Annotated in this window: 18 protein-coding genes; 16 read left to right on the top strand and 2 right to left on the bottom strand. The window is 57.5% G+C overall.

The features are described from left to right. The first annotated feature begins 61 nt into the window (after nt 1–61). From murA to JOE56_RS08585, 5 genes are read left to right on the top strand one after another with little or no spacing between them, the layout of a single operon-like run. Entirely contained in the window at nt 62–1,381 is a 1,320-nt protein-coding gene (gene murA / locus JOE56_RS08565; protein WP_204515657.1) for a UDP-N-acetylglucosamine 1-carboxyvinyltransferase, read from the top strand. Further along, nucleotides 1,378–2,112, top strand: coding sequence for a lysophospholipid acyltransferase family protein (locus JOE56_RS08570; RefSeq protein ID WP_204515658.1), 735 nt, complete (start codon nt 1,378–1,380; stop codon nt 2,110–2,112). Before murA ends, JOE56_RS08570 begins: the two co-directional genes overlap by 4 nt. Continuing rightward, entirely contained in the window at nt 2,109–3,113 is a 1,005-nt protein-coding gene (locus JOE56_RS08575; RefSeq protein WP_204515659.1) for an NAD(P)H-dependent glycerol-3-phosphate dehydrogenase, read from the top strand. The genes JOE56_RS08570 and JOE56_RS08575 overlap by 4 nt, the downstream gene beginning before the upstream one ends. 31 nt (nt 3,114–3,144) lie before the next feature. Then, entirely contained in the window at nt 3,145–3,693 is a 549-nt protein-coding gene (locus JOE56_RS08580; protein ID WP_102238694.1) for a YbhB/YbcL family Raf kinase inhibitor-like protein, read from the top strand. 2 nt (nt 3,694–3,695) lie between these two features. Then, a complete protein-coding gene (locus tag JOE56_RS08585; protein ID WP_204515660.1) occupies nt 3,696–4,805 on the top strand; it encodes a D-alanine--D-alanine ligase family protein in 1,110 nt (369 codons plus the stop codon). A 22-nt stretch (nt 4,806–4,827) separates the two neighbouring features. On the opposite strand, the gene JOE56_RS08590 is transcribed toward JOE56_RS08585, so the two are convergent. Further along, nucleotides 4,828–5,337, bottom strand: coding sequence for a DUF3515 domain-containing protein (locus JOE56_RS08590; protein ID WP_204515661.1), 510 nt, complete (start codon nt 5,335–5,337; stop codon nt 4,828–4,830). 19 nt (nt 5,338–5,356) lie between these two features. Between JOE56_RS08590 and thiL the strand changes: the two genes are divergently transcribed. From thiL to mutM, 9 genes are all read left to right on the top strand, one after another. Next, nucleotides 5,357–6,343, top strand: coding sequence for a thiamine-phosphate kinase (gene thiL / locus JOE56_RS08595; RefSeq protein ID WP_239530413.1), 987 nt, complete (start codon nt 5,357–5,359; stop codon nt 6,341–6,343). Continuing rightward, the gene (locus tag JOE56_RS08600; RefSeq protein WP_204515662.1) at nt 6,340–7,839 is read left to right on the top strand and encodes a DAK2 domain-containing protein; all 1,500 of its coding nucleotides are present in this window, start codon (nt 6,340–6,342) and stop codon (nt 7,837–7,839) included. The genes thiL and JOE56_RS08600 overlap by 4 nt, the downstream gene beginning before the upstream one ends. Before the next feature lie 2 nt (nt 7,840–7,841). Beyond that, nucleotides 7,842–10,043, top strand: coding sequence for an ATP-dependent DNA helicase RecG (locus JOE56_RS08605; RefSeq protein WP_204515663.1), 2,202 nt, complete (start codon nt 7,842–7,844; stop codon nt 10,041–10,043). Continuing rightward, nucleotides 10,044–10,589 (top strand): 16S rRNA (guanine(966)-N(2))-methyltransferase RsmD, encoded by a 546-nt coding sequence (gene rsmD / locus JOE56_RS08610; RefSeq protein WP_204515664.1) that lies wholly within the window; start codon nt 10,044–10,046, stop codon nt 10,587–10,589. It begins immediately after the preceding gene. Nucleotides 10,590–10,592: 3 nt separating this feature from the next. Further along, nucleotides 10,593–11,087, top strand: coding sequence for a pantetheine-phosphate adenylyltransferase (gene coaD, locus JOE56_RS08615; protein ID WP_204515665.1), 495 nt, complete (start codon nt 10,593–10,595; stop codon nt 11,085–11,087). Nucleotides 11,088–11,248: 161 nt separating this feature from the next. Continuing rightward, entirely contained in the window at nt 11,249–11,758 is a 510-nt protein-coding gene (locus JOE56_RS11300) for a YceD family protein (RefSeq protein ID WP_005884974.1), read from the top strand. Between the two features lie 2 nt (nt 11,759–11,760). Next, on the top strand, nt 11,761–11,964 hold the full coding sequence (rpmF, locus tag JOE56_RS08625) for a 50S ribosomal protein L32 (RefSeq protein WP_040348679.1): 204 nt from the start codon (nt 11,761–11,763) through the stop codon (nt 11,962–11,964). A gap of 10 nt (nt 11,965–11,974) precedes the next feature. Next, nucleotides 11,975–12,667, top strand: a complete 693-nt coding sequence (rnc, locus tag JOE56_RS08630) for a ribonuclease III (RefSeq protein WP_204515666.1) — start codon at nt 11,975–11,977, stop codon at nt 12,665–12,667. Between the two features lie 30 nt (nt 12,668–12,697). After that, nucleotides 12,698–13,639: a bifunctional DNA-formamidopyrimidine glycosylase/DNA-(apurinic or apyrimidinic site) lyase gene (mutM, locus tag JOE56_RS08635; RefSeq protein WP_204515667.1), complete on the top strand. Its 942-nt coding sequence runs from the start codon at nt 12,698–12,700 to the stop codon at nt 13,637–13,639. Here mutM and JOE56_RS08640 read toward each other — a convergent pair. Continuing rightward, nucleotides 13,566–14,798 (bottom strand): sensor histidine kinase, encoded by a 1,233-nt coding sequence (locus JOE56_RS08640; RefSeq protein ID WP_204515668.1) that lies wholly within the window; start codon nt 14,796–14,798, stop codon nt 13,566–13,568. The two genes, mutM and JOE56_RS08640, sit on opposite strands and share 74 nt — an antisense overlap. 124 nt (nt 14,799–14,922) lie before the next feature. Here JOE56_RS08640 and JOE56_RS08645 point away from each other — a divergent pair, with 124 nt between their 5' ends. Continuing rightward, on the top strand, nt 14,923–15,684 hold the full coding sequence (locus tag JOE56_RS08645; protein WP_204515669.1) for a hypothetical protein: 762 nt from the start codon (nt 14,923–14,925) through the stop codon (nt 15,682–15,684). 74 nt (nt 15,685–15,758) lie between these two features. Continuing rightward, nucleotides 15,759–16,979: a hypothetical protein gene (locus tag JOE56_RS08650; protein WP_204515670.1), complete on the top strand. Its 1,221-nt coding sequence runs from the start codon at nt 15,759–15,761 to the stop codon at nt 16,977–16,979. Nucleotides 16,980–16,987: the final 8 nt, after the last annotated feature.

The following is a 16,987-nucleotide window of genomic DNA, read 5'->3' on the forward strand; positions in this document are numbered from 1 at the left end:
TGAAAACAAAGGAACCCTGCCTGGGCTAGCATTGCTCTAGTTGCCCAAAGAAAGGATTCCGATGCTGATCGTGCACGGAGGTACACCTCTGGCCGGCACAGTTCGCGTACGCGGAGCCAAGAACTTGGTGTCGAAAGCGATGGTGGCCTCGCTTCTGGGCGAGAGCCCGTCAGTTCTGCGTAGCGTTCCGCGAATTCGCGATGTTGAGATCGTGACCGGTCTTCTGGAACTACACGGTGTTCGCACCCACACAGCGCCAGACGGTGACCAGCCCGACGGCGAAATCCATATGGACCCAAGCAACATCGAGTCCGGTTCGATTCCCGACATTGATGCGCACGCAGGGTCTTCGCGTGTACCGATCCTCTTCTGTGGTCCGCTGTTGCACCGCTTGGGTCAAGCGTTTATACCTGACCTCGGTGGGTGTCGAATCGGCGACCGCCCCATCAACTTCCACTTGGACGTTCTACGCCAGTTTGGGGCAACCGTCGATAAGACACCGGGCGGTATCAAGCTCGAAGCACCTCGGCGACTTGCCGGCACCAAGGTGGAACTGCCGTACCCATCTGTGGGAGCCACCGAACAGGTCCTTCTCACTGCAGTCCGCGCAGAAGGCGCGACCGAGCTCAAAAACGCGGCGGTCGAACCGGAAATCATGGACCTCGTAGCAGTGCTACAGAAAATGGGCGCCATCATCTCCGTAGACACCGACCGCGTGATTCGCATTGAAGGTGTCGACTCCCTGCGTGGCTACACCCACCGCGCTCTGCCAGACCGAATCGAAGCAGGGTCATGGGCCTCGGCAGCCTTGGCCACCGGAGGTAGAATCTTTGTCGAAGGCGCCCAGCAAGAACCCATGATCACGTTCCTCAACGTGTTCAGGAAAATTGGGGGAGAGTTCGACGTTCGCGAAAACGGCATCCTTTTTGCCCACCCGGGAACCGAACTTCAACCGGTAGCCCTCGAAACCGATGTTCACCCAGGTTTCATGACCGACTGGCAACAGCCGCTGGTGGTCGCCCTCACGCAAGCAAATGGACTGTCCATCATCCACGAAACCGTGTACGAAAACCGGTTCGGATTTACCGACGCGCTAGTGCGCATGGGGGCCAACATCCAGCTCTACCGTGAATGCTTGGGTGGTACGCCATGCCGATTCGGTCGCATGAACTTCAACCACTCGGCCGTGATCTCCGGGCCCACCACGCTCACGGGCAAAGACATCGAAGTTCCGGACCTGCGAGGAGGCTTCTCACACGTCATCGCAGCGCTGGCTGCTCAAGGCACCAGCAATGTACACGGACTCCAGCTTCTGAACCGCGGATACGAGGACTTCACCCACAAACTCGAGTCGCTGGGTGCGCGAATGGAGATTCCATGAGCCAGAAACCCTACGATGTGACCTTCACGCCTGAAGACCAAAAGCGCACGCACCGCCTGGCCCGCGTGGTCGCGCCACCGCTGAAAACCGTGTACCGCGTTTTTGGCCGGTGGGTAGACGAAAACCCACACAACATTCCTCAAGACGGTCCAGCGATCCTGGCGGTGTATCACGCGAGCCTGCTCGACCCGGTGTTCGTTGCGCTGTCCCTGTGGTCGAACGGACGCATGCCGCGCTTCATGGCCAAGTCCCCACTGTTCACCGGCATTATCGGACGCCCCATGCGCGCGCTGGGACAGATCCCGGTTCTTCGTAACTCAGCGACCGCCTCGGACTCCTTAAAGTACGCCCGCAAGGCACTTGACGCGGGCGAATGCGTGGTCATCTACCCACAGGGGACCCTGACCAAGAACCCTGAACTCTGGCCCGAAAACTTCAAAACCGGTGTCGCCCGCCTCGCACTGGAAAGTGGAGTACCCATCGTGCCAGTAGCGCACTGGGGAACCAGCGCCCTCATGCCACCGGGGGCGAAAAAGCCTGCTCTCAAACCCGGCAACATCGTGCGTATCTCCTACGGCGAACCCATCGACATCTCGGGCATTGAAGCTACCCGCGAAAACTTGCGCACTATCACCAACCACGTTGAAGCCGTGATCGCACGCGACGTCGCACGGCTCAGCGGCAAACCACTTCCCGAACGCTACACGCACGCATTGGAGCTGTCCTTATGAAAATCGCGGTCATGGGCGCCGGGTCGTGGGGAACGACCTTTGCCAAAGTGATTGCTGATTCGGGTAACCCCGTTATGGTCTGGGCGCGCAAAGACGAGGTCGCCCACGAAATCAACACACAGCACACCAACTCCCGGTACCTGGGTGACATTGTGCTCAGTGACCTCATCACCAGCACGTCAGACCCGGCCCAGGCCGTTTCTGACGCAGATGTTGTGGTGCTGGCGATTCCCGCGCAGAGCATGCGCGCCAACCTGTCGCAGTGGAAGGACCACCTGAAACCGGACTGTGTTCTGGTGAGCCTCATGAAGGGGATTGAAGGTGCGTCCGGTAAGCGGATGACTGAAGTGATCGCCGAGGTAGCAGAAGTTCCGCTGTCCCGTGTGGCTGTTGTGTCCGGGCCGAATTTGGCAAAGGAGATCGCGGAGTCCCAGCCAACGGCAACGGTGATTGGGTGTGAGTCGGCTACCACGGCCGAGGCGCTTTCCGACTTGTGCGCCAACAACTACTTCCGTCCCTACACCAACGCCGATGTTGTGGGGATTGAGCTGGGCGGAGCCATTAAGAACGTGATTGCTTTGGCTGTGGGGATCGCAGACGGCCAGGGCTTAGGCGACAACTCAAAAGCGTCGATCATTACCCGAGGTCTGGCAGAGACGACTCGCCTCGCTGTCGCCATGGGGGCTCAGCAACACACGCTGTCAGGTCTGGCCGGATTGGGTGACCTGGTGGCCACGTGCGCGTCCCCACTTTCGCGAAACCGCACCTTTGGTCGCTTGCTGGGGGAGGGCAACACGGTTGACGAAGTTGCCGCCCAGATGACGCAAACTGCCGAAGGCGTGAAAACTGCACCCGCGGTTCTGGCACTGGGTGACGCTCACGGGGTGGAACTTCCGATCACACAAGCTGTGGCGGCGGCCCTGGACGGATCGCTGGCAGTCTCAGATCTGTCAGGTGTTCTTTTGGCGCGTAAACGTAAGGACGAAGCTCCAGTTCGTTAGGCTGAAAGAACCACAAAAGGAGGAGGAAGACATGTCCACATCAACCGACTATCTAAACTCACCATTTGCACGTATGAACGAAGTTCCCCGCTTCGATCTCACCAGCCCCGACATTACTGAAGGTCAGCCACTGGCGGTTGCCCAGACCTCGGGAATCATGGGAATCGACGGTGGCCAGGACCGTTCGCCTGCCCTGTCCTGGAGCGGTGCCCCAGAAGGTACCCAGGCATACGCAGTCACGTGCTTTGACCCCGATGCACCAACGGGCTCCGGATTCTGGCACTGGGTGCTCACCGACATTCCGGCAGACGTGACTTCCCTTGAAGCCAACGCGGGTGACCCCGATGCGGGACTGCTTCCAGAAGGTGCAGTCATGATGCGCAACGACGCAGGTTCTGCACGCTTCGTGGGTGCTGCTCCACCGGAAGGACACGGCCCACACCGGTACTACTTCATTGTTCACGCACTTTCCAAGCCTCTTGGTCTTGAACCTGACGCAACCCCAGCTTTTGTTGGATTCAACATGTTCTTCGCCTCGCTCGGTCGTGCCTGGATCCAGACCACATATGAAGTGAAGTGATAATGACGCAACGCCCCCTTGTCGCCGTGCTCTTCGGTGGCCGTAGCTCTGAACACTCAGTCAGTTGTGTAACGGCAGCCGGAGTGATGAACGAAATCGATCCGAACGCTTTTCGCCTCCTTCCCATTGGCATCACACAGGAAGGAAAATGGCGGGTTGTTAACGACTGGAAGTCCTTTGCCTTTGACCGGGACAACATGCCGCAGGTCGCAGACAACCAGACCGAAGTGTTCGTGTCACCATCGAGAAACGGCTCACTCATCGAGCGCGACGCACAAGGGGTGTTCACCGATTTAGGTTCTCCGGACATCGTGTTCCCACTCCTTCACGGAAAGTACGGGGAAGACGGTGCCATGCAGGGCCTCTTGACCCTCCTCGACGCGCCGTTTGTGGGCCCCGGAGTGTTTGCCTCGGCCGCCGGGATGGACAAGCACTTCACCAAAATGGTGCTACGCGCAGCCGGCATTCCCACAGCGGAGTGGAAAACCGTCACGCTGACTCAGTACAACGCTGACCCCAACGCGGCCATCGACTCCCTGCAGGAGCTGGGGCTGCCCGCGTTTGTTAAACCTTCGCGCGCTGGGTCTTCGGTGGGCATTAGCAAGGTCAGTGACACCTCGGGCTTTAAAGCAGCGCTTGACGATGCCTTCGCACACGACACCAAGGTCATCGTGGAACCATTTATCGACGGTCGCGAAATCGAATGCGCCGTGCTTGGGTCAGTCAACGACGCTGAACTCAAGGCATCTTCGCCAGGTGAAATCACCGTGTCGGGCGATCACGAATTTTATGACTTCGACGCCAAATACCTGGACTTGGACGCGACCACGCTCACGTGCCCAGCCGATGTCGAACCAGATGTGGCTGAGCAGGTTCGCGAGATCGCCTGCCAAACGTTCCGAGCGTTCGACTGCTCAGGCCTGACCCGCGTGGACACGTTTGTGAGGCCCAACGGTGAAGTGTTGGTCAACGAAATCAACACGTCCCCCGGATTTACTCCGTCATCTGGGTACCCGGTCATGTGGCAAAACAGTGGATTGCCGTACCGGGACCTCATTGCCGAACTGCTGACGATCGCCGTCGAGGACCACAAACGCGCAACGACCGCGTAAGGGTGCGCAGCCGTAGCGGTGGCTACGGTGTGGGCGATTCTGTGGCTATGGGGTTGTTGTTTTCATCAACGACCGTGGCGTCTTTTGTGCTTACGCACTCACCGGTTTTTTCCAGTGTGGACACCGCTCCTGAGACCGCGGTGAGGACATTCGCACCGGACACTTGTTTGGGGTCCACAATCACTTCGACGGAAGGCGTGCGGCCATAGGCCACGAAACGCCATGAGTCGTCCTTTTCTTCCACCGAAATCCAGTCCACGCCGTCCACATGGACGCAAGGGTCGGTGGTGGGTGCGGGTGGTTCCATTCCGCAGCGAAGAATGACCGAGGTGGGGTCGCCCCACGCGTCGGTGGCTTGCGTGGATGTTTTGCGGTTTTTGAAGTCGCCGATTGCGTCAGGGAGTCGCAACATGACATCGGCGCATGCTGCGGACGTCGCGTGCGGAGCCGGTTCCACCACAACGGTTGGGGTGCATGCACTTACACCTGCAAGAGTGAGGCCAACAAAACAGATCGACAGAACACGACGCATATGACCCAGGATAGCCGTTATGAAAATGCGTAAGCTGGTGGTTATGCAACAGTCGTTAGGATCCCTGGGAGAAGACCGCGTCTTAGAGCGCATCCTGTCACACGTAGACCCGGGAGATCACGTGTCGGTGGGACCCGGCGACGACGCGGCTGTTTCCACCTTGCCCGGCCCCACCGTCACCACAACCGACATGCTGGTTGAAGAAAGCGACTTTCTACGCGCGTGGCTAGACCCGTACAGATTAGGGGTCAAAGCGGCGGCTCAAAACCTTTCGGATCTCTACGCAATGGGTGCTACGCCTCACGGGCTCCTCATGTCACTGTCAGCCCCCAACGACACTCCCATCGACGTGATCGAAGAGTTCACGCGTGGGCTCAACGAAGAAGCCCAGCGGGCCGGTGCCGCCATTATTGGGGGAGACCTGTCAACCGGAGGGCTCATCACGGTAGCGATCACTGCTGTGGGGTACTTGCGCACAGAACCAATCCTGCGTTCCGGAGCACGCCCCCACGACGGGGTGTTCCTAGCTGGCACGGTAGGCCACGCCGCGGCCGGACTCGATCTGTTGTTTGCGGGCCACCGACTCGGAGACAGCGAAACCGACCCTTTCATCGAAACTCAGCTGGCACCTCGGCCGGACTACACCACAGCGGCCCGGCTGCCAGGGTGGGCGAACGCTGGAATTGACGCGAGCGACGGACTCAGTGGGGACTTAGGCAAGGTCGCGCGGAAGTCAGGGGTGGACATCCACCTGGACCCGGAAGCAATCGCGGGGCTGGCTAAACAGGTGCTCCCGGCCGCTCACATCCTTGGGGATCCAGACCTGGCGCTCAAATGGGTGCTCCACGGAGGCGAAGACCACGGGTACCTGGTTACTGGGCCAGCAGACACCGCTCCGGTAGGCTTGATCCGGATCGGAACATGCGTGACCGGGACGGGAAGACTCACGCTCGACGGAAAAGACATTCAGCCCGGAGCGTTCACCCACTTTTCGGAGGCACAGTGAAGGATTCGGCTCGCGTCAACGCAAGGCTCGCCGCACGGTGGGCCAGGCGCGCGGTTGAACGCATGAAACGGCGCCGTCACGAAATCGACGAAATCAACGTGTTTCCCGTGCCCGACGGTGATACCGGGACCAACATGTACGACACGGTCCGTTCCGCCTACCGGGCTGTCGAAGAACTCACGGGCACCGTGACCATGCACCGCGTGGTTGACGCCATGGCGACAGGAGCGCTGAGAGGAGCCCGAGGAAATTCCGGCTTGATCCTGTCTGTGGCCTTGCGCGGGGTCGCCGACGCGCTGGACGGTGTGGCCGAACTCGACGCACATACGTTCGCCGGGGCGATGGAGCTTGCAGCGTCTAGGGCCGAACAAGCGATTGCGACGCCTGTTCACGGAACCATGGTGACCGTGCTTCACGAAATGGCCCAGAAGGCGCGTGAAGAAGCTGATGCTGGGTCAGATCTGCTGACCCAGTTAGAGGCGGTGCGCAAACGTTCACGTGAAGCCCTGGGCGAGACCACGGGGCAGCTTGCGGTCCTTTCCGATGCGCACGTCGTCGATGCTGGGTCTTCTGGAATCGTGGAGATGTTTGACCTGCTCTATTTGACTGTTTCGGGGCGGTCGCCGGCCTCTGAAGGCGTGCGGTACGCGCCTGCTCAGGGCGTTGAAATGCGTGCCGAGGTTGGCCTTGAGCTAGTATTTTGGTGTGCCGAACAAAAAGACAAGACTCGGGAAGTGACGCGCGCGCTCACGAAGCTCGGGGGTACGTCCATTGTGGTGTCATGGCCCAAGATTCACGTCCACGTGCCTGACGATGAAACGGCCCGTTCGGTTTTGGCGGCGTGTGAGCCGTTGGGGATCGTGCAGTTACGCATGGAAGATCTCAGTGACGAAGGCGGTTCGCAGATTACGGTGGTTGGGCTGGCCAGCGGCATGGGTGTTCTCATGCAAACGGCACTCACCCAGGCGGTTGCCGTGAACGCGAATGTGCCCGGGTGGGCGGACCACGTGGACGAACTCATTGAGGACGGTGCCCACACAATCGTCAGTGGTGTTCCTTCAGTGACCCATGAACTTCTTACCGCGGCCCCGGCTGATGCTGTTCTCACCACTCCTGGCCCGGTCTCTTTGCTCGCCGCGATGGCCGTGTTCGACCCCGAGGTCGAGGCTCAAGACAGCAGGGACGACATGCGGGAAGCAATCGAGGGAACCCGGGAAGGCGTGATCACTCGCCCACACCCAGAAGGACCGTTCTTGTCCGAGGACGGTGAAACGCGAGCGGCGTCCGAATCGTTGTCTGAAACAGTTCTTGCGCTCGTGGAGTCCTTAAATCACGAACATTCAGCGGAAATTATCACGCTTGTGACCGGCCGGGACGTCCAGGCCACCGGGCTCGTGGCCACTGTCGCCCAGATGAAGTCGCAGTACCCAGGAGTGCGCGTGGATGTCATTGAAGGCGATGTGCCCGAATGCATCGTCGCTGTTGGGTGCGAATAGAGATGGCCGGACCAGCAGACACATTTTTTGACCACTTTGTTCACACACGTGAGCAGAAGACGGCGTTTTCAAACCTGGGGCTGGGCACAATCGACCAAGTGCTCCGGCACGTGCCTCGAACCTATCTGTTCCCCGGCGAGCTCACACCCATGGAAGAGCTTGAACCGGACACCACCGCCGTAGTCCTAGGTAAGGTGCTCTCGGTTGATCTGATCAGGCTGAGAGATCGTAAACGCTCACTGACCAAGGTAAAGCTTGGCGGAAGGTACACGGCGGTTGAGCTGACATTCTTCAACATGCCGTGGTTGGAAAAGAACCTGGCACTCGGACAAAACATCGCAGTTTCCGGAAAGGTCGTTGACACCCAGTACGGGCGACAAATCAACCAACCCAGAATCCTGGACAGCAACCTTGAGTTAGACGACGGAGAATGGGGCAGGGGTTCGGTGAGCATGCACCAGGAAATGCAGATGACCAAACCCATGCCCATCTACTCCGTCAAAGGAAAAACCAAGCTGTCTACGGTTACCCGTGTGATCCACCGAATGCTCGACCGCTTGCCCTTAGAAGCGTTTGCAGACACCATGCCTCAGCGCGTGCGGAGTGAGATGGGCCTGTACTCGTACAAAGAAGCATTGGAAGGTATCCACCGGCCACGCGACAAAGCCCAACTGCAGCAGGCCCGCGAATGGTTCGCATTTGAAGAAGCATTCGCGCTCCAAACCTACATGCTCAGCAACAAGCAGGTTCACGAAAAGGAAGCTGCCCCCGTGCTAGCCGGGGCAGCCATGGGCAAACTCGACCAGTTCGACCAACACCAGACTTTTGAACTCACACGGTCTCAAAAACAAGCGGGTACAGAAATCTCCCGTGACCTGGTGCGCTCAACCCCCATGAACCGGCTTTTACACGGTGACGTGGGTTCCGGAAAAACACTCGTGGCCCTGCGAGCCATGTTGCAGGCGGTGGACTCTGGGTACCAAGCCGCTCTTTTAGCTCCCACTGAAATTCTGGCCACTCAACACGTGGGAAGTCTGCGCTCGCTCTTAGGTGAGCTCGCCTCGGACGGATTTACCGACGGAGTGCGAATCGAACTTCTCACCGGCTCCATGTCCGGGCGCGAACGCAAACGCGTGGCCACGGAACTCGCCGCTGGAATCGTGGATATTGTCGTGGGGACACACACGCTCCTGTCCGACACCACCATCTTCGACAAACTGGGGATCGTTGTCATCGATGAGCAGCACCGGTTCGGTGTCGAACAGCGCGAACAGTTGCGCGAAAAAGGCGGCGGGAAGGTTCCGCACACCCTGGTCATGACCGCAACCCCCATTCCGCGCACCGTGGCGTTGACGGTGTATTCGGACCTGGATGTAAGTACTCTGCGGGAACTTCCCGGGGGTCCCAAACAAGTGAGCACCCACGTAGTACCGATGTACGAAAAGCCCCGATGGTTTAACCGCGTGTGGGAAGTGGTGTCTGAACAGGTGCAGAACGGGCACCAAGCGTTCGTGGTCACCAGCCGGATCGACTCAGAAGAAGACCCAGATGCTACGAACGATGGCACGCAAGGCGGGGATGCCGGGGAAACTGGGGGCCCGGATCCAGAACGGCCCCGGCTCTTAGGGGTAGAAGAGCTTGCAGAAAAACTGCGGTCCCACCCGGAGTTAAAAGACGTGCGCATCGAGACCTTGCACGGAAAATCGGAGCAAGACGTGAAAGAGACCGCCATGCAGCGGTTCAAGGATCACGAGTTCGACGTGTTGGTGGCAACCACGGTGATCGAAGTGGGGGTGGACGTCCACAACGCCCGCGTCATGGTGGTGTTCGACGCTGACAGGTTCGGGGTGGCGCAACTCCACCAGCTCCGCGGGCGTGTGGGACGTGACGGCAAACCAGCCATGTGCTTTTTCGTCACCCAGAACCGCGAGGACTCCGAATCGAGAGAACGCCTCGAATACGTTGCCTCGACAACGGACGGATTCGCGTTGGCCGAATACGACCTCAAAACCCGTAAAGAGGGTGACGTTCTGGGAACGAGCCAGTGGGGTGCGGCACGCTTACGTTTTGTGTCCATTAAAGACGAAAACCTCATCATGACTGCCCGAAACGCAGCCCAGGACGCTCTTGCGGACGACCCGAAACTCGCCCAAAGGCCAGCCCTCGCGCTGTACCTCACCGACATTATGCAGATTGAGGCATAAATGCGCGTCATCGCTGGAAAATACAAGAGCCACGCACTCACCGCGCCACAGGGCGCGGACACTCGACCCACCTCGGACCGGGTACGCGAATCCCTATTCGCAACCCTGGACATGCTGGGGATGATTGACGGTGCGCGGGTCTTGGATTTGTTTGCCGGGTCCGGTGCGCTGGGAATTGAAGCGCTTTCCCGAGGTGCCAGCGACGTTGTGTTCGTTGAAAAGGCTCACCGCGCTGTCGCCACCGTGAAGAAAAACTTGGCAGCGGTAGGGGAGAGGCGCCTAGTTGTGCAGGGGGATGCGACCGCGCCCGCGGTGACAGGGGAGTTTGACCTGGTCCTGGCCGACCCGCCATACCCCCTGGACGAAACCAGCATCACGCGAATGCTCACACGGGCAGAAGCGTTGCTCAAGGACGACTCGTCACTCATCGTGGTGGAACGTTCCGCGCGGTCACCGCAACCGGAAGCGCCGGAGACTCTAAGCCTGTTTAAGTCAAAAACTTATGGGGAAACTGCCATCTGGATGTACGAGCGGGCTAGGATTTAGGGCATGAAGGTAGTGTGCCCTGGATCATATGACCCTGTTACTCGCGGACACATCGACATTGTGGCGCGGGCGGCCCGCCTGTTCGACCAGGTCGTGATCGCCGTCGTTCACAACCCCAACAAAAACGGGACGTTCAGCGTGAGCGAAAGGCTCGAACTCGTCAAGGCCGGGTTACAGGAAGACCCGCGAACCACCTCGGCCGGCAACATTGAATTTGACGACGTCCCCGGCGGGCTCCTTGTGGACTATTGCGAATCCATTGGGGCAGTGGGCGTGGTGAAAGGGATCCGTTCCGGTACGGACTACGCGTACGAACTTCCCATGGCGCACATGAACCGGCATTTGAAAAACATCGAAACCATTTTCATTCCCGGCGACCCTCTGTACGAACATATTTCCAGTTCACTCGTGCGCGAGGTTCACTCGCTGGGTGGTGACGTTGAAGGCTTGGTTCCTGCCGCTGTGCTTGAAGCGCTTAACGAACGGGCGAAGAAATAAGCAGGTATGCGGGTGAACACGTAAGCGGATAAGCGGAACTATCGTGGGGAGTCCGCGGGGTCGGGGTGCGAGTTGAACATCGAGTTGAATATGCAGGTGCGCGTTCGGTAAACTGGTCAATCGCGTGTCAGTCGGGACCGCTTCCGTCAGGAGGGTGAGGCGTGAAAGAGCTTGTATTAGATCTTCGCTCGCTTGGGCTCTTCAAGAAACCTGGTGAGTGGATCAAGCACACCATGACGGTAGGCGCCCCGGAAGACCTGCGGAACGAAATGATCGGAGTCCCCACGGGTGACCCCCTGGACATTGAGTTGCAACTCGAAAGTGTCGACGAAGGCATTTATGTCACCGGCACCGTGAGCGCAACGGCCAAAGGACAGGACGCTCGGACGCTCGAAGACATGACGTTGCCACTGAACGTGGATATAACCGAACTCTTCGTGTACGACCGGCCCCAAGAGGACGAAGACTCGTACGAGATTGAGAACGGAATGCTCGATCTTGAACCGGCAGTCCGCGATGCTCTGGTGATGAGCTTGCCCTTCAGGCCACTGAAGTCTGGAGAAGAGGGTGAGTTTCACTACACCGTGGGTGACGTGGAGGAACCGGTTGATGATACCGATCCGCGATGGTCTACACTAAAGAGTTTGTTGACTGAAGAGAAAGAGAGCTAGACGTGGCTGTTCCAAAGCGAAAGATGTCGCGCAGCAACACCCGCCACCGTCGTTCGCAGTGGAAGGCAAAGGCACCTGCCCTTGTTAAGACTGTGGAGAACGGTCGCGTTGTGTACTCGCGCCCACACCAGGCCCGCGTAGTTGAAGACTCCGCAGGTACCCCGCTGTTCCTTGAGTACAAGGGACGCAAGGTAGCTGACGCCTGAGCGACTACCTATGAGCGAACTTAACAAGCGTCTCGGGGTCAACATTGACCCCGAGACGCTTCGTCTTTCTCTGACCCACCGTTCATACGCGTTTGAAAACGGTGGCATCCCCACCAACGAACGGCTGGAATTCTTAGGGGATGCAGTTCTGCAGCTCAAGACCACTAAATGGTTGTTTGACCACAACACGGATGCGTCTGAAGGCCGGCTGGCGAAGATGCGTTCCGCGGTGGTGAACTCACGTGCCTTGGCTGGGGTTGCTCGCACGTATGGAATCGGTGAGTTCCTGCTATTGGGCAACGGCGAAGAACGTACTGGTGGCCGTGACAAGGATTCGATCCTGGCCGACACCGTTGAGGCCATCATTGGTGCCTGCTATGTGTCCCAGGGTCCTGACGCTGCGAATGCTTTAGTTGAGCGCCTGGTTGGGCCGCTTCTTGAGGACGCCGTGAACCTGGGCGCGGGCATGGATTACAAGACTACGTTGCAGGAAGCTGCAGCGGACCTGAGTCTGGGTGCTGTGCATTACGACGTCACGGGCGAAGGCCCCGATCACGCGCGAGTGTTTACCGCCGTGGCGTACTTGGGCGAAACGCGATGGGCAACGGGTGAAGGCACGTCGAAGAAGAATGCTGAACTTGTAGCTGCGGAAATCGCGGTGAAAAAGATTCTTGAAAAGTACCCTGGGTGGCACCGGAATTAGTGGCTGGGCACGCAAAGGAGCGGGGCCTGAATGCCTGAACTTCCTGAAGTAGAGTCCGTGCGCCGAGGTCTTGCTACCTGGCTCACAGGCTCCACCATCACCCGTGCCCGGGTGCTCGATGCGCGGATACTGGGGACCACCTCGGCGAGGAATGTGCCTGCAGAGCGGGTGGTGAGTTTTGAACGGGCACTTGCGGGTGTGCGCGTTGTTTCAGTTGAGCGGCGCGGAAAGTACATGTGGATGCCGCTGGTTAGTGGCGGGCTGGCTGGTGACGGTGAGGCCGCCGAGGTGGGTGAACGGGCGCTTGCTATGCACCTGGGGATGAGCGGGCAGGCCAGGATTCACGAGGCAGATAACCCGTTGCACCCGCACACGCGGGCGGTGTTCGACGTGGCTGGGCCTGCAGGGGTGGCACAGTTGCGGTTCGTGGATCAGCGTATTTTTGGTCACCTGGGTGTTGAGCGTTTGGTGCCTGGTGTTGCTGGTGCGGCCGGTGAGCGTCGTTTGGTGGCGGAGTCGGCGCGTGGGGCAGGTCTGGATCCGTTTGAGGATGGGTTTTCGGTGCCGGTGGTGGCTCGGGCTATTGCGCGCAAAAATGTGGCGATAAAGTCGGCTCTGCTGGACCAGCGTGTGGTCAGTGGTGTGGGCAATATTTATGCTGATGAGGCGTTGTTTGAAGCGGGCGTGCACCCGGCAACGCGGGCTTCGCGGTTGCGGATTTCGCGGATTGAGCGGGTGCTGGAGGCGGCCAGTGACGTGATGGCGCGTGCCTTGGAGGTGGGTGGCACCAGTTTTGATGCGCTGTACGTCAACGTCAACGGCGAGTCTGGGTATTTTGAACGGTCGCTACAGGTGTATGGCCGGGAAGGTCAGCCGTGTGTGCGCTGTTCGACGCCCATTACGCGGGTTGTGCTGGGCGGGCGGTCGACTCACGTGTGTGTGAAGTGTCAGAAACCGCAGCGCTTGCGTTAGATGTCGTGGGGTTCTGCCCAGGTGTGTTGAGCGGCACGGTGGCTGTGACGGTGAACGACTCTGGTGTTGTGTGAAAGTCGGCGGTGCCGTTGAGCATAGTCACGCGACGCTCAACGGAGAACGCCGTGGTGGTAGGTGGCGTGTATTTTTCTGGCCGAGGTGTTAGCTGGCGGGGCGTGTTCTGTGCCGTGATCAGGAGGCCCCGGCCGTCGCATGTGACGTCGAGTGTTGCCGATTGGTCGTTGATGTCGCCGTGTTTGAGGATGTTGGTGGCGAGTTCTGTCAGTAGCAGCCCTACACCCGCTGTGCGCTGCGGTGGGCAAGGCTGGTCGGTGACTGCGCAGTTGATGCGAATGGGACGTTGAGCTGCTGAGAACGCTTCACGGATGTCGTCGCACACGGTTTCGACAGCGTGACTGAGGGCGACTGTGTTCGTGGTGGTGGAGTGGAGTCCTGCTAACAAGGAGCGCAGGTTTTGTTGGTTAGTTCTGTTGGCTAACAGGATTTCTGTGATGTCTTGGTTGAGTTCGCTTCCTGGTTCCGTTTTGCTCAGAGCGTTTCTGAGCATGAAGTTTTCTTTTGTGAGCCCGTGTGAAACGGTGTCGTGTGCGTCAAGCGCGAATTGGTTGCGTAGGTCGGCTTCTCGACGTTCGGATTCCGCGGCTTGGGTGGCTGCCTCTGCAATGAGCCGGGTGATTCGTTGTTCTGTGGTTCCTGCAGCCCAGCCAAGGGTGCTTGCTAATACGAAACTGCCTATTGAGATTGCGCAGTGGAAGAGCGAATAGTACTCAGACCCAATGAGCAGGTACGCGTTGAGAGCGATAAGGGACGCGAAAGGCAGGGATGTTAGTTTCCAGCGTTTGTAGGTAAGCAGGACGGCACTGGCAACTGACAGTGCTAGGTCGTTGATAACTGCGTTAGCGGTGAGTCCGACTGTCAGTGTGATTGAAACTGCGGTGATGATGAGTGCAATCGTGCGGGGAAAGTATGGGAGCGCAATGATGAGCAGGCCAAAAGCGATATCGAGCTGAGCGTTGAGGTCTGTGAGAAGCTCGAAGGAAGACGGTGCTCCAATGAAGAGTCCCACGATTAGAGTCGCCAGACGTATGTAGGGGTCGATGACCCTGGGGCCACACAAAGCGCGGATCATGGCACTCATGTAATCTCCCCGGAAGTGATCAAGAATATACGTTAAATGACGGATGTGAGAGCCACTTCGTGATCAGTACTTTCAAAGTGTGACCTGTTCAGAGGTTACATAGGTACTTCACTTTGGAGCTCTCATGAAGAAAACACCTTTCCTCGTGTCCACCAGCATAGTCGCGTTGCTTGTTGCCAGTGTTCTTAGTGGACCAGCTAATGCAACGACAAAAGATTCGTCGATGAGTACAGAAGAAGCAGTTGAACGTCTTGTTGAACTGAATCCAGGAACCACGGAAGAAGAAATGAGTGCCGGGCTTCGCGAATATGCGGAAGAAAACGGTCAAAGCTATGAGCAAGTCGTTGATGACGCGCTCCAGGCTGCTGAAGAAGAGGAAGCTCAGTGGCAGAAAGATAAAGCAGAGTACGAGTTCGATAGAGAAACCCGTGCTGCGAAAGCAGTTGGCAAGCTACCCAGAGTGCGGGTTGGTGGCGATATTTTCTATAACCCTGCTTCCACAGTTGGAATTAAACATGGACACGTTGGAGTATATTCCTCACAAACTCGAATAGTAGAAGCTCCTGGTATTGGACTGGTGAGTCGAGAAAGAGGTGTTGGCCAAGTTAGTGTCTACAAAACGAGCCAGCTGATGTATGTAAAAATCAGTGAATCGAAGCGAAAAGCAGCTGGTAGGTACGCAAAGAATAAGCTACTGAACAAGCCATACAACATTTACTTCGCAACGAATAAAAAGCCGTATGGCAAGAAGATGAACTGCTCGCAACTTGTCTGGGCGGCTTATAAGAACAGTGCGAAGGTAGATCTTGATGGTAACGGCGGTCCCGGTGTCTATCCTAAAGACATAGTTAAATCTAGTAAGACCAAGACTTGGAGAACTTACTGACCTCTGAACCGGCTGTGGCGTCATGACTATTCTGGCGCCACAGTTCTCACTTATATAGAAAGATAGTAAGCACTATGAAAAGGTCAATCGCCTCCGTGTGTGTTGTGGGGTTTGTTGCTGCATGTTTGTCGGGGTGTTCGTGGTTTGACCGTTCGGGGGTGGTGGTCAGTGAGGACGAATTCCGCATCACAGAAGATACTTTTTTTGCTACGCAGCTGAGTCCTATTGCACGGGAAATGGACACGGCGCCTGGCATCAACACGAGTTATTTGGTCACGTTTGATCGGGATGGCTCTGCTCAAGCGTTGAAGATCGAACCGATGGAGATAGCGGTTCCTGTGTGGCAGGGAGACACTCTTGTCGCGGTGGATCGGAAGTTTGACTATTTCGTGTCGGACCGGGTGGTCAAGGTTGATCATCCGAAGACGGAAGTGACAACGTTTTTGTATCCGAGTACAACTTCTAATGAAGTTTTTGCGCTGATGAATAATGGGTGGCGCGAAGATGGGTCGTCGTATCACGCGTCTACGGAAACCATCACTCCGCAGGGGTATTCCACTACGGATCTTGATGGAATTTTTCTGACTGGTTCGGAGTGTGATGGGGTTCTTTACGCTCTTGGCGATGCGACCGGAGAAACAGCGAAGCACGCTCCACCGGAACTACGTGATAACGCGACAGCTCTTGTGCAGGCCAGTGGCACTTCTGATGGGAAACAGCGGATTGTCGAAATGTCCCAAACGCACGAGGCTGAGACTTCCAGTCAGCCGTTGCCGTGTGTGAACGGCAGAGTTGTTCAATTATTGGACACTGAAATTGTGCAGAAGTCCAAGTCGGGTGAGCCTAGGTACACGTATAAGGCTTTTGTGCGTGTTCGGGATACCAAGACAGGTAAACATAAAGATGTTCCCATGAAGAATTCAGGCGGTTCGCCGTTTGTTTATGAAGATCTTCAGTTTCTTGCGAGCCCCTATTATGAGCTTGGTTCTCGTGATGGTTCATCAATTCGATGGCTTGCAGTGAATGGTTCGTTTTGGCAGACGAATATTGATACGGGAGTGACCGAGAAGTTGTTCCAGATTCAGGAGTCGGAACAGTTTTTTGCGGTTGGTAACGCTGCTTTCTCGCCTGAGGGTATTCACTATTTGTATGAGGGTGATGACGGCACGGTGATTAAGTCGTTTAGTAAAAAGGATGGGTCGTTAATTCGGACGTTGGAGGTTCCTGGGTTTGATGCGATCACGGCGCGTACACGGCAACACTGGACCTTAGCGGTTTCACCGAATGTCCCGTAAGGGTGGAG

The organism is Brevibacterium paucivorans, from assembly GCF_016907735.1.
GTDB lineage: Bacteria > Actinomycetota > Actinomycetes > Actinomycetales > Brevibacteriaceae > Brevibacterium > Brevibacterium paucivorans.

What these genes read in the sequence shown, in the direction of transcription:
- murA (WP_204515657.1), top strand. Translation starts at nt 62, where the DNA reads ATGCTGATCGTGCACGGAGGTACACCTCTGGCCGGCACAGTTCGCGTA.
- JOE56_RS08570 (WP_204515658.1), top strand. Translation starts at nt 1,378, where the DNA reads ATGAGCCAGAAACCCTACGATGTGACCTTCACGCCTGAAGACCAAAAG.
- JOE56_RS08575 (WP_204515659.1), top strand. Translation starts at nt 2,109, where the DNA reads ATGAAAATCGCGGTCATGGGCGCCGGGTCGTGGGGAACGACCTTTGCC.
- JOE56_RS08580 (WP_102238694.1), top strand. Translation starts at nt 3,145, where the DNA reads ATGTCCACATCAACCGACTATCTAAACTCACCATTTGCACGTATGAAC.
- JOE56_RS08585 (WP_204515660.1), top strand. Translation starts at nt 3,696, where the DNA reads ATGACGCAACGCCCCCTTGTCGCCGTGCTCTTCGGTGGCCGTAGCTCT.
- JOE56_RS08590 (WP_204515661.1), bottom strand. Translation starts at nt 5,337, where the DNA reads ATGCGTCGTGTTCTGTCGATCTGTTTTGTTGGCCTCACTCTTGCAGGT.
- thiL (WP_239530413.1), top strand. Translation starts at nt 5,357, where the DNA reads ATGAAAATGCGTAAGCTGGTGGTTATGCAACAGTCGTTAGGATCCCTG.
- JOE56_RS08605 (WP_204515663.1), top strand. Translation starts at nt 7,842, where the DNA reads ATGGCCGGACCAGCAGACACATTTTTTGACCACTTTGTTCACACACGT.
- rsmD (WP_204515664.1), top strand. Translation starts at nt 10,044, where the DNA reads ATGCGCGTCATCGCTGGAAAATACAAGAGCCACGCACTCACCGCGCCA.
- coaD (WP_204515665.1), top strand. Translation starts at nt 10,593, where the DNA reads ATGAAGGTAGTGTGCCCTGGATCATATGACCCTGTTACTCGCGGACAC.
- rnc (WP_204515666.1), top strand. Translation starts at nt 11,975, where the DNA reads ATGAGCGAACTTAACAAGCGTCTCGGGGTCAACATTGACCCCGAGACG.
- mutM (WP_204515667.1), top strand. Translation starts at nt 12,698, where the DNA reads ATGCCTGAACTTCCTGAAGTAGAGTCCGTGCGCCGAGGTCTTGCTACC.
- JOE56_RS08640 (WP_204515668.1), bottom strand. Translation starts at nt 14,798, where the DNA reads ATGAGTGCCATGATCCGCGCTTTGTGTGGCCCCAGGGTCATCGACCCC.
- JOE56_RS08645 (WP_204515669.1), top strand. Translation starts at nt 14,923, where the DNA reads ATGAAGAAAACACCTTTCCTCGTGTCCACCAGCATAGTCGCGTTGCTT.
- JOE56_RS08650 (WP_204515670.1), top strand. Translation starts at nt 15,759, where the DNA reads ATGAAAAGGTCAATCGCCTCCGTGTGTGTTGTGGGGTTTGTTGCTGCA.